The organism is Aeromonas sp. 62-46, from assembly GCF_001898585.1.
In the GTDB taxonomy this organism is placed as follows: domain Bacteria; phylum Pseudomonadota; class Gammaproteobacteria; order Enterobacterales; family Aeromonadaceae; genus Aeromonas; species Aeromonas caviae.
The window spans coordinates 1-14,690 of sequence record NZ_MKUI01000003.1; the positions used below are offsets into that span (position 1 = coordinate 1).

The window sequence follows — 14,690 nt, forward strand, 5'->3', positions numbered from 1 at the left end:
GTGTGAAGTATCCAGAGAATGCCATCAAGCACTTGGCGTGGCTCACGAGTAGGGCGTCCGCTTATGCGGCGGCATATAAGCCCCCATTGTGGATCGGTTAACTGGTAACGACGGGACACTGCATAGGTCTTAAGCTGTTGAGAAGATTTGAGATTATATATTCATCACTTTAAGAACACAGCCTAGAGATGCCGACTTGCGCCAGCTCGCCGCCTGCGGCATGCGCATCCCGCTCGACTGGGCCCACAAGATGAAGCAGATCCAGCAGGCCGAACCCGATGAGCCGAAACTGGTTGCCGCTACGTCGGCCAGCAAGTCGCTAGCTGATAAAGAGGAGGGGTGAGGGAGGAGGTTGCAGGGGGAAAATAAAAATACCCAAGCGGCCAGATACTGACGGCTTGGGTATCGCGCCCACCCCTATCCCTGTTGGTATACAGCCATTTCGGCTACTGGGTGACCTGTTCGCCTAGCTCTGTATGAGCCGCCTGCATACCCCTTGTCGATTTGAATCGCGCCGTGAGAGCAAAGGGCTGTTCACAGGGCTTAACTCGCAAGAGTGCTCAAATCTGTGGCGGTATTGCCGCCTTTCAGAGCGTTAAGGTGCTCTGACACCTGTTTGGGTGTCCGGTGAGGCTACCACTGTGCCGGGTACTCCTCAATTCCTTCCACCGGAAAGCCGTGTTGCAGCAGGGCTTGGCGGATCAGAAAAGGGAGGGCGTGGCCATCGCTAGGCCATGTGGACGCTACTTCAGTGCCGACCTTATCAAGGTGGCACACCAGTTGTTTACCAGTTAGTGGGGGAGAAATGGATGAGAACCAAATCGAATCATCCTGATGGCTATCGAGTAACAGCCCATCGTTGAATTGAATGCGCGATTGAGAAACTACTCGAAAGGTATCCTGCCCTTGGTGATGCACAATCAGGCGCTCTTCCGGGTTGATCTTGTGCTGTTTCCCGCTGCGGGTATCGCGCCGCAGGTTGTAGAAGATGTGCTGGAAAATAACCTTGCCCTCAACCCGATAAAATTTCTTTGTCTTGGTTTCATAGTCGATAGACCAATAGAGGCGAAAGGATTGGCGGCGCAGCGTATGGCCATAGCGGGTCAGCAATTCGGTCAGTTGCCCCTCGTTGGCCAGTTTCGTCCCTTTTGCCCACGAGCTGACAATAGATTGCTGGGTTCGGCAAAGTGCGGCGATCTCTTTTTGCGTGAGACCCTCGTTGAGGGCGAGCCGGATAAGGGCCCGAGTCTGTTTAAAGGGGCGCTTGGCGCCGGTGGATTGCTCGTTCTGTGTCATAGGGATCCAGATAAGGGGGGACAAGCCCCCCGGTGCCTCTTGCTTACTTTTTGCCGCTGCTTTTCGGGGTCTGCGGATTCAATTGCCAGCCACGGTTCCCCTGATTACGGTCATAGGTAGGGTTGGTACCGTTCGAGCCTTTATTGGGGTTGCTGATATCGGCATTGTGGTTTGATTGCTTGGTCATAACATTCTCCCTTGTGTGTGTGATGACGAGAGAAATGTTAGCTAATTCATAATCTTATACCATTGATGATTTAATGATAAAAGTTGATAAACCGTGATATTTGACCTGGTTGCCCAATTTTCACTGGGCGCAGGATACGAGCACTGGCACAACAAGAAGCAGAGGGTAATCAGATGGCAAATAACGAGAGTGCGCTCAATATGGTGGGGTTGGTGGCGGCGAGCGACTATCTGGCCAGCTTGCTGGCACGGCTCGCTGCACTGGAGCAGGGGAACGGTGCGGCTGCGGTCAGCGCTGTGCCAGAACTGCTTGCTGCCCAGCCCGATCCCCGCTCTCTCTACTTCGGCACCCCGCAGGAATACGGTGCCGCCCACCAGTTCGGTCGTCCCGAGATCAACCTGCCAGAGCGCCGTGCTCTGGGGCTGTCAGAAGGGGATAAACAGAGCGTGTAGGAGACGCTGGAGGGGTATCTAGTCTCTGAACGTCTGTAACTCGTTTTCCAGTTTTAAACACCATTAAACAGAGGTTCCAGTGATAGCTGGTAAAGAAGGGGGCATCGGGTATATCTGATCTACACCATTTAATCTTCTACAGAGTGTTTTGGGCAACATTTCTTCTAAAACCTCCTTTGTTTTGTAGTGTGCATGTGTATAGATTTTTCTATTAGATAACAATGTTGAATGAAGAATCACATTAGATATAGCTAATGCTTTTTGGTTCCATTCGACAAGTTTTTCTCTATCGAATCTGGGGAAGTGGGATATAGCATGAATACGTGTCATATGAGTAAGAGATGCAGTGTGTGTATAAGCGCAAAGCTCACCATAAATCTGTCTGAGTTGGTTAAGATAGTCCCTGTTTTGATTTTCAAAAATAGGTATATCTTTAGCTATTTCAAAAAGATTGCTTATGACTGTTGTGGTTTTAGCCTCATGATTAAACTCACATGAAGTGAACCTTAAATAGTTCTCTATACTGCTTCTTAACATCATAAATGCAGGTTTGTAATTACCATGAATACAACATGAAAAGCCACTCCCGATATCTGAAATAGCCTCTTCCATGTAATTTAGAATCAGCGTGTCAGAAATGGATGTGTTACATAGAGACAGCTGGTTTTCGCTATGTAAGCAATATAGTCTATTCCATAGAAACAAAAGGCATAAATATATTTTATGCCCATTCTTTAATTCTCTCTTTAGAGCATCATTTTGAATCTCAGTAGGAATAGAGTACTGTCTTATGTAATCTAACAGTCTATCGAAGTCATTTGCTATTATTCTGCTCATTATTTTTTATACCATTTCTGAATGGCTTCATTCCAAGAGAAAGAGTTGCTTTTCTTGTCAATGACAACTTTGTTCAATTCCTCACCATCATCTATTATTTTATCTAAAGCTGTAACAAGGTAAGACAAATCGTCTTCATCTAGTTCATTTATCGTACAGATGAGCATTCCAATTAACTCGTAGCGAGACCTTTTCTCGTATCGGGAAATGATTAAATTTAACGCTTCGCGAGCGAAATCGTATATGTCTTCATTTTGAGGAAATAAATCTTTATTTTGCAGAAGTCTTGGGAGGACACCAATTAGAACCCCTTTGTTCGGATTTTTTCTAGAAATAGCCTTGTTGTTAATGATATTGGTTTTTTCGTTAGAGTAAAAATGTTCACTATCATATTTGATGGTTTCATTAATAACATTTACTGCATCTTTCAAAACATTAGGATTGAGGTCCCTTAATGTCCACATTAAATTCTCTAATTTCATAGAGAGGTTTTTCAAGTTTTTAATATCAGTGTGTTTCATTTTTATAGTCTCTGAATCAATTCATTGGTAATCGTTTTCATATTCTCTCTGAACTCAAAGTCATCCCCTGAGAGAATAAAAGGCGATGTTAATTGTTCTCGAGCATAAACTGTGCGCTTGGGGAGATAAGCTTTAATTAGTTTATTTGTCCACACAGGGTTTTGCCCAAGATTTGCCCTAGCTGTGCTGAGGTTCACACTATCTGGACGGTCAATCAATGTGAACACAACCCCTAAACAAGAGATAGTGAGTCCAAAAGCTTGGGTTCTCCGTGCAATGATAGCTTTGAGCAAATCAATACCGATTATTGACAATGGGTCTGGCTTGACTGGAATAATGTAGTGATCAGATGCAATCAATGCACTAGTCATCCAAATGGATGGAGTAGGGGGGGTGTCAATGATAATGTAGTCGTAATTTTCATGAGCAAGAACATCATCAATATATCGTTTTAATATGAACTCCCTTCCTTCTCCTGAAGTCATTTCCACTCGATATAAGTCTATATTCCCTGGGAGTAAGGACAAACCCGCAGTATCTATTAATGCTATATCACTCAACTCTTTTGCTGGTGATGATTGAGACCCCGCTAACACACTGACCTGTGGTGACTCATCTCTATCAAACAAGCTTAATATGGTATCACCTCCAGATCGGAGGTGTTCTATGTATTGCTCGCTGTTTAAAAGGCATTGAGTTGCATTAAATTGAGGGTCAATATCAATAAGCGCTACTTTTTTCCTATGCACACGTCTTAAGCAATCGGCAAAATTAATAGCAAGAGTGGTTTTTGCCACGCCGCCTTTCATGTTGACAAAGCAAATTGTTTTCAAGGCTTATTCCTTTGGCATCAGTGAGTTATCCCTTCACTAATCTACCATACACACATGAGCTAGTCATGCCGCCGCACTATAGCGGCATAAACATATCCAAGACCCCATACTCAGCGCCCTTCGTGGCCATCCTCCAAGCCAACCCCGTCAGCGGGGAGCGGCTGGCGGTGCTTGATGCGCAGCTCACCCCTCAAGGCGATGGCTGGTACCAGCTGCTGTCGGTGTCGGCCCGTTCAAGGCCCGTTATGGTCGCCCGTTTGATATGGCGAGTAGCTGGATGGGCAGATTGCTGCTGCGCTGATTGCCCGTGCCAAGGCCCTTGGGCAAGACATCCAGAACGATTACGACCACGAGACAAAAATCGGGCGACCTTGGCCGCCCTGTTTATTGATGGGGAGCAGGCTGAACCTGGCCATCCTTGCGCAGTTGGGTATAGAGACCAAACCCCGCCAGCAGGCCGGCGAGGGCCAGCAGCCACCAGATGGCGGTGGCGGGGCGACTGCCCGCATCCCCCAGCATAAAGCCGATCAGCAGGTTGCCAAAGAGCGCCATGCAGCCCCCGGCGCTGGCATAGAAGCCGTAGTAGCTGCCGAGCTGCTCAGGGGGGGCGTAGCAGGGCAGTTGGGCGGCGAAGAGCGGGAAGCAGAGGATGGAGCCCAGGGAAAGCAGGGCCACCTGCGTCAACACGCCTGCCGTCGGCCAGGGTGCCAGCAGGGGCAGGGCGAGGTAGCTCAAGCCCATCATGCCTATCCCCAGCCCCATGGCGAGCGGTACCCCCAGGCGGCGCTCCACCAGGCGGGAGGCCGGGAGCTGGAGCACGACACCGATCACCGCCGAGAGGGTGAAGACGCCGCCGAGCAGGTGGGTGGCGTCCGGCAGGCTCTGGATATGGGCGGGGAGGGCGAGATAGAGCTGGTGGAACAGGATCTGGTAGCTACCTGCCAGCAGGGTGAACCCCATGAAGGGGCGCTGGCGCACTATCTCCCCCCATTGGCGCAAGATGGCGCCACGGGGGCTCTGGTTGCTCACCGGGCGTTTGGGCAGCACCCGGTATTGCAGCACTCCGAGCAGGGCGAAGAGGCTCGCCGCCAGGATCCCCGTCAGGGTATAGCTCTGCTGGGTCAAAGTGAGGCCGACCAGGGGGCCGAGCAGCATGCCCGCCTCGCTGGCCAGATTGTGCAGGGCGAAGGCGCGCTTACGCTGGCTCGGGTTGTGGCATTCGCTGGCAAGGTAGGCCTGGGCGCAGGGGGTGAACAGGGCCCCCGCAAAGCCGGTGAGGGCGGCGGCCAGCAGCAGGATAGGCAGGGACTCGGCCCAGCCCAGCAGCACGAAGCCCAAGGATCGTACCAGGCAGCCCCAGACGATGGCGGGATGGTAGCCGATGCGATCTCCAAGGGTGCCGCCCAACAGGAAGAGCCCCTGCTGGCTGAAGACCCGCATCCCCATGACGAGGCCGCAGGCCCAGCCGGCCAGGCCGAGCCCGCTGCCCATGTGCTGGGCGAGGAAGGGCATCATCATGTAGAAGCCGAGGTTGAAGGCGAGCCCATTGGTGATGAGCAGGCGGGCGGCCGGGCTCATGTCCTGCCAGTCCCGCCAGTAGGAGGCGCCGTTCATGGTCGCCTCCCGCCAGCGCGTGGGGCGGTGGTCGCCGGGGTGGCGCAGCACTGTGTCATGATGTCTTTCGCAGGGTTCTGAGGAAGGGGATGCCGTGCTGATCGTGGCTTATCTCCACCGGCACCTGGTAGAGGCGCTCGATGAGGGCCGCGTCGAGCACCCGGGCGGGGGGGCCGAAGGCCTGCAGATCTCCCCCTGCCAGCACGATCAGCTGATCGGCAAACTGGGCGGCCAGGTTGAGGTCGTGCAGCACCACCAGGGTGATCCACTGCTGCTCCCGGGTCTGCTGGCACAGGTGCTCCATCAGTTGCATCTGGTGGTGCAGGTCCAGGGCGCTGACCGGCTCGTCCAGCATCATGATGCGGGGATCGCGCAGCAGCACCTGGGCGAAGAGCACCATCTGCCGCTGGCCGCCGCTCAGGGAGTAGAGGGGGCGATCCGCCAGATGGGCGATGCCGAGCGCCTGCAGGGCGCGGCCGGCAGCCAGGATGTCCTCGTCCGCGAGGCGCATGGAGAGGCTGTCGAGGCGCCCCAGCACCACCACTTCGATGACGCTGAGATCCAGCTCCAGCTGGATGTTCTGGGGCATGTAGCCAAACTGCTGGCGCCACCTGGCCTGCGTCATCTGGCGGGCACTCTGGTCCCCGAGGCGAATGTCGCCACTGTCCGGGGTCAGTTCACCAAAGAGGGTGCGCATCAAGGAGGTCTTGCCGGTCCCGTTCGGGCCGATGATCACATGGACCTGACCCGGATGCAGAGTGAGGCTGAGATCCCGCAGCAAGGTCTGCTGGCCGAGGGAGAGGGAGAGTCGGGATATTTCAAGCACGTTTACGCCCCCTGCCGAGGATCAACCAGATGAAGAAGGGCACGCCAATGAGCGCGGTGACGATGCCGATGGGGAACAGGGCCCCCGGAATGATGGACTTAGAGAGTACCGAGGCCGCCGAGAGCATGCAGGCGCCGCACAGGGCGGAGAGGGGGATCAAAAAGCGCTGATCTTCCCCCACCAGCATGCGGGCGATATGGGGGGCCACCAGGCCGACGAAGCCGATCACGCCGACGAAGCTGGTGGCGGTGGCGGTGAGCAGGGCGACCAGCACCAGGGTCTTCATGCGCAGCCTGTCGACATTGACCCCGAGGCTGCGGGCGCGGGCTTCCCCGAGGCGCAGGCTGGTGAGGGCCCAGGCGTCACGGTAGATGAGCAGGGTGCAGATCAGGGTGACGACGGCGGTGATGATCAGGGAGTCCCAGGTGGTGCGCATCAGGCTGCCAAACAGCCAGAACAGGATCTGCTGGTTGAGTTCGGGGGAGGAGAGGAACTGCAGCAGGGAGAGCAGGGACTGGAACAGGAACAGCAGGGCGATGCCCGCCAGGATCAGGGTCTGGCTGCTGACATGGCGCATCATGGCCAGTCCAAACAGCAGGCAGGCGGCAAACATGCACACAATGAAGGCACCGGCCGGGATGGCCACCAGGGGAGGAAGTCCGAGGCCGCCGGTGTAGAGGGCCAGCGCCGCGCCCAGGCCCGCCGCCGCCGCGAGCCCGAGGGTGTAGGGGCTGGCGAGGGGGTTGTCCAGCAGGGTCTGCATCTGCACACCGCCAAGGCCGAGGGAGGCGCCGACCACCAGAGCCATGAGGGCGATGGGCAGGCGCATGTCGTGGACGATGGTGCGGGTCATGGGATCGGCCTGGGCGGGGGAAACCAGGGCATCGATCACGTCGTGCAGGGCCAGCAGGGAGGGGCCGGTGGCGATGTCGAGCACCAGGGTAATGCACAGGACCAGGGCGAGCAGCAGGAGCCAGTGCCAGCGACGGCGCTCCCGTTGCCGCTGCCGGGCGAGGGTCTGCTGCAGGGCAGCCAAATCATTCATGATGTCAATCCTGAAACAGGCGCCACAAGAGGCGCCCACGAAGGTTGAAGGTTAAAGAGCGATAGCGAAGGTGCCGTCTGCCTTGACCGGCAGATAGCGCCGATAGAAGTCGAGGTAGTTGGCAAGCGGATCCATCTCCTTGAACAGGCTCGGATAGAGCGCCTTGGCCATGAACTGGACCATGGTGTAATCGAGCAGCGTGCGGGAGGCGCCCTGGTAAATCCCATAGATGCGCTTTTCCTTCACCGCTGGCAGGTTCGCCCAACCTTTACGCTCGGTAAAGGCCTGGAGCCGTGCCCGAGCGAGTGCGGGATTGACACCCTGGCCCAGCAGCACGGCGGTGGGGTTCTGGGTGGATTCAGTGCCGGTGAGGAAGATGACCTCGGGTTTGGAGACCAGAACCTGCTCGGGGTTCATGGGGCCGTACCATTCCACAAAGGGGGCGGCGATGTTGTCGCCGCCAGCCAGGTGGCCGAGCGGACCCCACATGCCCTTGCCATAGCTGAAGCCATATTCGTCAGGCCCCTTGTTGCCAAACTCTACGTAGAAACGGGGCTTGGGCAGATTGGCTGCGGCGATCCGGCCATGTACTTCGTCGATGGCATGCTGGTACTCGTCTGCGAGCTGGCGAGCGCGAGGCTCGGTGCCCGCAATCTTGCCGAGCAGCAAGGTACTGGCCTTGTGATTGGCGGGGAGTTCCATGTTGTAGTCCACGACCACCACGGGCAGACCGGCCTGTTCGAGACGGGCCACGTCCTGGCCAAGACCTTTGTATTGCCAGTCGGCCAGAACGACGACGTCGGGTTTGAGGGCGAGCACTTTTTCCACCGAGAAGGTCTGCACTTCTACCTCGCCTACGTCGGCTATCTCCTTGAGGGACGGGCGATGGGCGGTAAAGAGGGACCAGTTGGCAGGACGCCAGCCTTCCCAGGCCTCGCGAGAGATGCCGACGACCCGATCGAAGGCCTGTTCGCCACCGACGGCCATGTAGTCTTCAAAGTAAAATGCGAGCACTACCCGCTTGGCGGGGAGATCGACCTGGACTTCCCGTCCCAGCACATCTGTCAGGGTTTCAACTTTCGCCTGTGCGGTGCCAAACAAGCAGCAAAGGCTTGCCAGCACCAGGCTGGCATAGCGGGAGAAAAGTGTCATCTGCGTGTGAACTCCATCTTGTCTTGTGGTTTTTTATCGTTTTTGTCACCGGCAACCTGAGGTCGCCGGTGGGTTCTCCACCGGGTGGGGGAGGGAATGAGCCGGAGAGACCCCGGCCGACACTCAGTGCGCGTTGTGCTGATGAATGCCCAGCATGAAGGTGCCCTGGGGACGGATGGGCAGGTAGTGCTGGTAGAACGCCTGATAGGTGGCCAGGGGATCGAGATCCTGGAAGAGGTCCGGATAGAGGGCCTTGGCCATGAACTCGATGAGGGCGGCATCCATGATGCTGCGGGTGGCGCCGTGATAGACCGCGTAGAGGCGACCCTGCTTCACCGCAGGCAGCTCGCTCCAGCCCGGACGGGCAGCAAAGCCTTGCAGACGCTGGCGCACGGTCTCTTCCGACACATCCTGGCCCACCTGCATGGCGACAGCACTGCTCACGCTCTCGTAGCCCGCCATCAGGATCACCTCTGGCTTGCTCGCCAGCAGTTGTTCCGGGTGGATGGGGCCCCAACGATCGACGAAGGGGGCGGCCACGTTGTCGCCACCGGCCAGCAGGGCCATGGCGCCCCACATGTCCTTGCCATAGGTGTAGCTGTACTCGGCCGGGCCCTTGTCACCCAGCTCGATGTAGACCCGGGGCGGCGTGCGCTTCGCGGCGGCGATGCGGGAGGTGATGGTGTCAATCTTGGCCTTGTACTCGTCGGCCATCTTCCGGGCACGGGCTTCCTGGCCGGTCAGCTTGCCAAGCAGCAGGGTGCTCGCCATGTGCTGTGCCAGGGTCTGGGCGTTGTAGTCGATGACCACCACCGGGATCCCCGCCTGCTCAAGGCGTGGCAGGTCGGCGCTCAGGGCCTCATATTGCCACTTCGCCAGGATCACCAGGTCGGGCTTGACCGCCAGGGTCTTCTCGATGGAGAAGCTCTGATCCTGCACGTTGCCAAGGTCCGGGACCTTGGCCAGTTGTGGCTGGCTGGCCACGTAGAGCGACCAGATGGCGGGACGGGACTTCATGAACCAGCCCAGGGACATGCCCACCAGGCGTTCGGCCCCGCCTTCACCGGCCACCGCCAGGTAATCTTCGGGATAGAAACCGAGCACGATGCGGTTTGCCGGAAGGCTGAGGGAGACCTTGCGGCCCATCACATCTTCCACTTCAACGGGGGGGGTGGCCTGCGCCATCCAGCTCACCAGGACGAGCTGGCCGAGCAGCAGCAACTTTGCCAGGGGGTGACGAAACATCTTGTAGCACCTCGAGAATAGAGACGGTCAAAAAAGAAAGTGAGAACTATTGCTATTCGCGGGCGCAAAAGCAACAAACGTTTGTGTCATCCCCTCTCTTGTTATTTCTGTCATTACTGGAACCGGTTCCACAAGAGCACCAGGAGAGCGTTCCACCCCCGGTTTTCTGCCTTCTCGGGCCACGAAGGGGGTGGCGCCCGGTATGGCGCCCATGGATTTGCCCATGATCCAGTGTCTCTGCCTTCTCGGGCCACGAAGGGGGTGGCGCCCGGTATGGCGCCCATGGATTTGCCCATGATCCAGTGTCTGTGAGTGGGGTTGCTCACGAAATGGTACCGGGCAGAGGCCGCCGTAGTGCTCCCCCCGTCTGCCCCGGCGCCGATGTCGATCCCTGACAGAGGCCGCCAGCAGGGGCTGGGGGTGGCGACAACTTCCTGCGCAGTGATGGCAGACACTGCCCATTCGGGTATTGCCCGTCACCTTGGCGCAACATTTTGTTGTCATTGTTAGCCAGCTCGCAGCAGCCCCGGCGCCGACGGGGCAGAGTGGGCGCGCAGTTTCGGCCGGGGGCTGACATGCCTCCCGTTGATGGCTGCATCCAAGGTGCTGCGGCCCGCCTTGTGCGGGGCGCCAATAACATGATCTGCAAATAAAAAAGGAAACTGACCATGTCAGGAAGACACTCTCTGGTGGCGCTGGCCGTCGGGCTGGCGCTCGCTGGACAGGCACAGGCGCAACTGCTTATCACCGAATACCTGGAAGGGTCCGGCAACAACAAGGCGGTGGAGCTGAGCAACCTCGGCAGCGACCCCGTCGATCTCTCCCAATACCGGCTGGCCCTCTACGCCAACGGCAAACCCATCAGCGAATCCCCCACCAACAGCCTGGCGCTGCAAGGCACCCTGGCCCCGGGCGCCACCCTGGTGCTGGCCAACCCCTCCGCAAATGCCGAGATCCTGGCCAAGGCCAATCAGACCAGCGGCAATTTGGTGTTCAACGGCGACGATGCCCTGGTGCTCTATCGCGGCAGCGAGATAGTGGACAGTGTCGGCCAGGTGGGGATGGATCCGGGCACTGCCTGGGTGTCGGGCAACGTCTCGACCCTGGACATGACCCTGCGCCGCAAGGCCACCGTCACCATCGGCCGCACTGATGCAACCGCCCCCTTCGATCCGGCGCAGGAATACGTGGCGGCCCCGAAAGATGACGCCAGTGGTCTGGGTTGCAGTGGCGATGGCCCCTGCGATGGCACCCAGCCGCCCGCTTTCGTCTGCCCGGTGGATCAGTTGGTTCCCGTGCCCGCCATTCAGGGCCCGGGCAGCAGCAGTCCGCTGGTGCCGGCCGGCAAGTTTGAATCGGAACAGGCCTATGCCACCCGCGGCGTGGTGACCCAGGTGGTGAGCGGCCTCTACAAGGGCTTCTTCATTCAAGATGAGCAAGGGGATGGCGATCCGGCCACCTCCGACGGCCTCTTCGTCTACACCACCAAGGCCAACGCTGCCATCGTGCCGGGGGCCGAGGTGTGCGTCTCTGGCAAGGTGAAGGAGTATTTCAACCAGACCCAGATCAATGCCGACGAGCTGGCGGTGACCCGGCCGCAAGGGGCAATCCCGGCCGCGGTGGATCTGCTGCCGGTGGCGGGCGAGAGCCTGAGCCAGCTGCTGGAGCGTCACGAGGGGATGCAGGTACGGCTGGTGCCGGGCTCCAGCCTGGTGGTGACCCGCAACTTCAGCTTCGATTACGACGGCAAGCGCAACAACCTGGTGCTGGCCTATGGCGCGCCGCTCATCAAGTCGACCCAGAAATTTGCCGCCATGAGCCAGGAGGCGAGCGACTGGGCCCTTCGCAACCAGCAGAACCAGCTGGTGGTGGAGACCGACGCCAAGGCGCCGGACGGCGTGCTGCCCTGGTTCCCCGGCTTCAACGCCGAGGACGGTTACCTGCGCATCGGCGACAAGCTCAACGGGCTGGAGGGGGCGCTTGGCTACTCCTACAACCTGTTCCGGCTGGTGGCCAGCAATCGCATTGACGCGAGCCAGATTGATCACAGCGGCTGGGATCGGGTGGAAACGCCGGAACTTGCCGAGGCGGGGGATCTGCGGGTCGCCAGCTTCAACGTGCTCAACTTCTTCACCACGGTCGTGGGGGGCGATGCCAACCCCACCGGCAGCAACCGGGGCGCCCTGACGGTGGCGGAGTTCGAGCTGCAGCGCACCAAGATCGTCAGCGCCATCACCCGCCTCAATGCCGACGTGGTGGGGCTGATGGAGATCGAGAACAACGGCTATGGCGACAACTCCGCCATCGCCAACCTGGTGACGGCCCTCAACGCCGCCCAGCCGGACGAGGCGGATCACTACCGCTGGATTGCCTCGCCGGATGGCAAGCCCATTGGCACCGACGCCATCACGGTGGGGCTCATCTACCGACCCGCCAAGGTGACCCCGGAGGGGGTTGCCGGTCTCATCGCGCTGCCGGTGCAGCAGGCCGAGGCGGTGGACGCCAGCGGCAAGCCGGTGACCATCAATCAGGGGATGCGCGAGTCACTGGTGCAGCGCTTTAGCTCGCCCAAGGGGGATGCGCCCCTGACCCTGGTGGTCAACCACCTCAAGTCCAAGGGCTCCGCCTGCTTCGAGGATTACCCCGACTACGCCACTGCCGATCCGCTGGATGGCCAGGGCCACTGCAACGCGCTGCGGGTCTCTGCCGCCAAGGTGCTGGGGGAGCAGCTCAAAGAGTTGGCCGGGGATCTGCTGCTCATCGGCGACATGAACGCCTATGGCATGGAAGATCCCATCCGGGTGCTGACCGACTATGATCCGGCCGCCCAGGTGCGCCAGATCATGAGCGCCTCCTTCACCACCCTGGCGGGCCAGCCCTTCGAGGAGAGCGGCAGCGCCCTGGGCAAGGGGTATGGGTTTGTGAACCTCAACACCCGCTTCCACGGCACCGACACCTACTCCTACAGCTACGAAGGGGAGCTCGGCAACCTGGATCACGCCCTGGCAAACCCGAGTCTCGCGGCCAAGGTGATCGGCATCGAGGATTGGCACATCAACTCCGCCGAGAGCAACTTCTTCGAGTACGGCAGCAAGTACAGCGGCCAGCTGGCGAAATCCGAAGGGCCCTTCAGCGCCTCGGATCACGATCCCGTGCTGGTGGCCATCCAGTATCCGCTGCCGCCCGCCGGGGTATTGAGCCTCGAGAGCGCCGCTGCAAACGTGGAGGAGGGCAACACCCTGGTCTTGAGCGTGGCGCGCCGCGATGGCAGCCATGGGGAGGCCAGCGTGAGTTATCGCATCGTCCATGGCAGCGCCGATGCCAACGACGTGGCGCCCCTCATCGGCACCCTGCACTGGGCCGCCGGGCAGAGCGAGCCCCAGACCATCAGCATTCCGGTGAAGAGCGATACCCTGCACGAGGGGGACGAGACCTTTACTCTGGAGCTGTTTGACCCGAGCGGCGCGGCCCTGGGGGATCAGCACCAGACCCTGGTGACCATCAAGGACAAGCTGGCACCGTCCACCATCTCGCTGGCTCAGGCCAGTATCACGGTGAACGAGGGGCAGTGGTTTGCCGAGATCCCCCTGGTGCGAAGCGGCGATCTGAGCAAGCCGGCCCGGACCCGGGTGGCCCTTGACGGGGTCACCGCGCGCTGGGGACTGGATTTCCTGCCCTGGTTCGGCCAGACGGTTAGCTGGGCCGCGGGCGAGGGGGGCAGCAAGTCGGTCAAGGTGCTGATCATCGATGACTGGTTCGTCGAGCCCACCGAGCAGTTCAGGGTGAGCCTCGATCGGGTGGAAGGGGGCCAGCCCGGCGCCCTGCAGCAGACCCGGGTCGACATCCAGGACAACGACAAGTCCTGGTGGCCCTTCGGTCGCCACTGAGGATGATTGAGCAAAAGAAAGGGGCCTGCGGGCCCCTTTCTGTTGAGAAAACGTTTGTTGGGAAGACCTGTTGCAGACAGGTGGGGTTGCGAAGATGAAAAAGGCCCACCGTCATGGTGGGCCTTTTTCATGGCAGGGCGCTCCTAACGGAGTATCAACCCTGCGCGTTGCTCAGTACCAGCTTGCCATCTTTGACCGGAATGGTGGGGCCGGGTTGCTTCTCCATGCGTACCACCCCTTCCTGGCCGGCGAGGCGGTAGGTGACGTCATAGCCGATGGTGCGGGTGCTGCTCTCCTGCACCGTCTTGCAGCGCTGCTCCGTGGTGGTGTAGGTATCACCCGCCTGCATGTTGCCCTGCACCTGATTCCCGGCATAACCCCCTGCCACGGCACCAGCGGCGGTGGCCACCTTCTTGCCGCTGCCACCGCCAAACTGGTGGCCGACCACGCCGCCCAGGGCTGCGCCAACCACGGTACCCAGGATCTTGTGCTCGTCCTGCACCGGCTTGCGGTGGGTCAGGGTGACGTTGCGGCACTCCTGACGTGGCGTCTTGATGGTCTCGGTCACCGGCTTGCTGGCCAGCACCTCGGCAAACTGGGGCTCTGATGAAAACAGGGATCCGCTGGCGACCGCCGACAATGCCAGCGCAGAGGCCACACCGATCCCGACACCTGCCAACATGGATTTGTTCATCACTCTTCTCCTCGTACTCATACCCGTTGAGGGCTTGGGATCATTCTTGGCATTTTGCACCGCAGGCTCAAGGCAAGGGCCACGGGATCGCGACAGGGGCT

General features: G+C 59.0%; 14 protein-coding genes and 1 pseudogene. 3 read left to right on the forward strand and 12 right to left on the reverse strand.

What is annotated here, in order from left to right:
* Nucleotides 1–119 (reverse strand): annotated as a pseudogene (locus BGO64_RS00165) (IS5-like element ISAs34 family transposase); the annotation flags it as partial.
* Nucleotides 120–196: 77 nt separating this feature from the next.
* Here BGO64_RS00165 and BGO64_RS00170 point away from each other — a divergent pair.
* A complete protein-coding gene (locus BGO64_RS00170; RefSeq protein WP_268452849.1) occupies nucleotides 197–343 on the forward strand; it encodes a hypothetical protein in 147 nt (48 codons plus the stop codon).
* Nucleotides 344–633: 290 nt separating this feature from the next.
* On the opposite strand, the gene BGO64_RS00175 is transcribed toward BGO64_RS00170, so the two are convergent.
* Both BGO64_RS00175 and BGO64_RS00180 read right to left on the reverse strand, forming a co-directional pair.
* Nucleotides 634–1,296, reverse strand: coding sequence for a helix-turn-helix domain-containing protein (locus tag BGO64_RS00175; protein WP_286699938.1), 663 nt, complete (start codon nucleotides 1,294–1,296; stop codon nucleotides 634–636).
* A gap of 43 nt (nucleotides 1,297–1,339) precedes the next feature.
* Nucleotides 1,340–1,483, reverse strand: coding sequence for a hypothetical protein (locus BGO64_RS00180; protein WP_171280595.1), 144 nt, complete (start codon nucleotides 1,481–1,483; stop codon nucleotides 1,340–1,342).
* 173 nt (nucleotides 1,484–1,656) lie between these two features.
* On the opposite strand from BGO64_RS00180, the gene BGO64_RS00185 reads away from it, so the two are divergent.
* The gene (locus tag BGO64_RS00185) at nucleotides 1,657–1,935 is read left to right on the forward strand and encodes a phage virion morphogenesis protein (RefSeq protein ID WP_268452850.1); all 279 of its coding nucleotides are present in this window, start codon (nucleotides 1,657–1,659) and stop codon (nucleotides 1,933–1,935) included.
* Nucleotides 1,936–1,998: 63 nt separating this feature from the next.
* Here the strand turns inward: BGO64_RS00185 and BGO64_RS00190 are convergent, their stop codons facing one another.
* The 8 genes from BGO64_RS00190 to BGO64_RS00225 form a co-directional block, all read right to left on the reverse strand.
* Nucleotides 1,999–2,547, reverse strand: coding sequence for a hypothetical protein (locus BGO64_RS00190; RefSeq protein ID WP_286699939.1), 549 nt, complete (start codon nucleotides 2,545–2,547; stop codon nucleotides 1,999–2,001).
* 224 nt (nucleotides 2,548–2,771) lie between these two features.
* Entirely contained in the window at nucleotides 2,772–3,293 is a 522-nt protein-coding gene (locus BGO64_RS00195) for a hypothetical protein (protein ID WP_286699940.1), read from the reverse strand.
* Nucleotides 3,294–3,295: 2 nt separating this feature from the next.
* Nucleotides 3,296–4,126, reverse strand: a complete 831-nt coding sequence (locus tag BGO64_RS00200; RefSeq protein WP_286699941.1) for a ParA family protein — start codon at nucleotides 4,124–4,126, stop codon at nucleotides 3,296–3,298.
* Between the two features lie 384 nt (nucleotides 4,127–4,510).
* Nucleotides 4,511–5,740: an MFS transporter gene (locus BGO64_RS00205; protein ID WP_286699942.1), complete on the reverse strand. Its 1,230-nt coding sequence runs from the start codon at nucleotides 5,738–5,740 to the stop codon at nucleotides 4,511–4,513.
* A 55-nt stretch (nucleotides 5,741–5,795) separates the two neighbouring features.
* Nucleotides 5,796–6,566: an ABC transporter ATP-binding protein gene (locus BGO64_RS00210; RefSeq protein ID WP_010674674.1), complete on the reverse strand. Its 771-nt coding sequence runs from the start codon at nucleotides 6,564–6,566 to the stop codon at nucleotides 5,796–5,798.
* Nucleotides 6,559–7,611, reverse strand: coding sequence for a FecCD family ABC transporter permease (locus tag BGO64_RS00215; protein WP_010674675.1), 1,053 nt, complete (start codon nucleotides 7,609–7,611; stop codon nucleotides 6,559–6,561). The genes BGO64_RS00210 and BGO64_RS00215 overlap by 8 nt, the downstream gene beginning before the upstream one ends.
* A gap of 51 nt (nucleotides 7,612–7,662) precedes the next feature.
* Nucleotides 7,663–8,763, reverse strand: a complete 1,101-nt coding sequence (locus BGO64_RS00220; RefSeq protein WP_103243162.1) for an ABC transporter substrate-binding protein — start codon at nucleotides 8,761–8,763, stop codon at nucleotides 7,663–7,665.
* 123 nt (nucleotides 8,764–8,886) lie between these two features.
* Nucleotides 8,887–10,008 carry an ABC transporter substrate-binding protein gene (locus BGO64_RS00225; protein WP_286699943.1) on the reverse strand — a complete coding sequence of 374 codons (1,122 nt, stop codon included), beginning with the start codon at nucleotides 10,006–10,008 and terminating at the stop codon, nucleotides 8,887–8,889.
* Nucleotides 10,009–10,676: 668 nt separating this feature from the next.
* Here BGO64_RS00225 and BGO64_RS00230 point away from each other — a divergent pair.
* Entirely contained in the window at nucleotides 10,677–13,895 is a 3,219-nt protein-coding gene (locus BGO64_RS00230) for an ExeM/NucH family extracellular endonuclease (protein ID WP_286699944.1), read from the forward strand.
* A 154-nt stretch (nucleotides 13,896–14,049) separates the two neighbouring features.
* Here BGO64_RS00230 and BGO64_RS00235 read toward each other — a convergent pair whose 3' ends face one another.
* Nucleotides 14,050–14,589: a glycine zipper 2TM domain-containing protein gene (locus tag BGO64_RS00235; protein ID WP_010674678.1), complete on the reverse strand. Its 540-nt coding sequence runs from the start codon at nucleotides 14,587–14,589 to the stop codon at nucleotides 14,050–14,052.
* Between the last annotated feature and the right edge of the window lie 101 nt (nucleotides 14,590–14,690).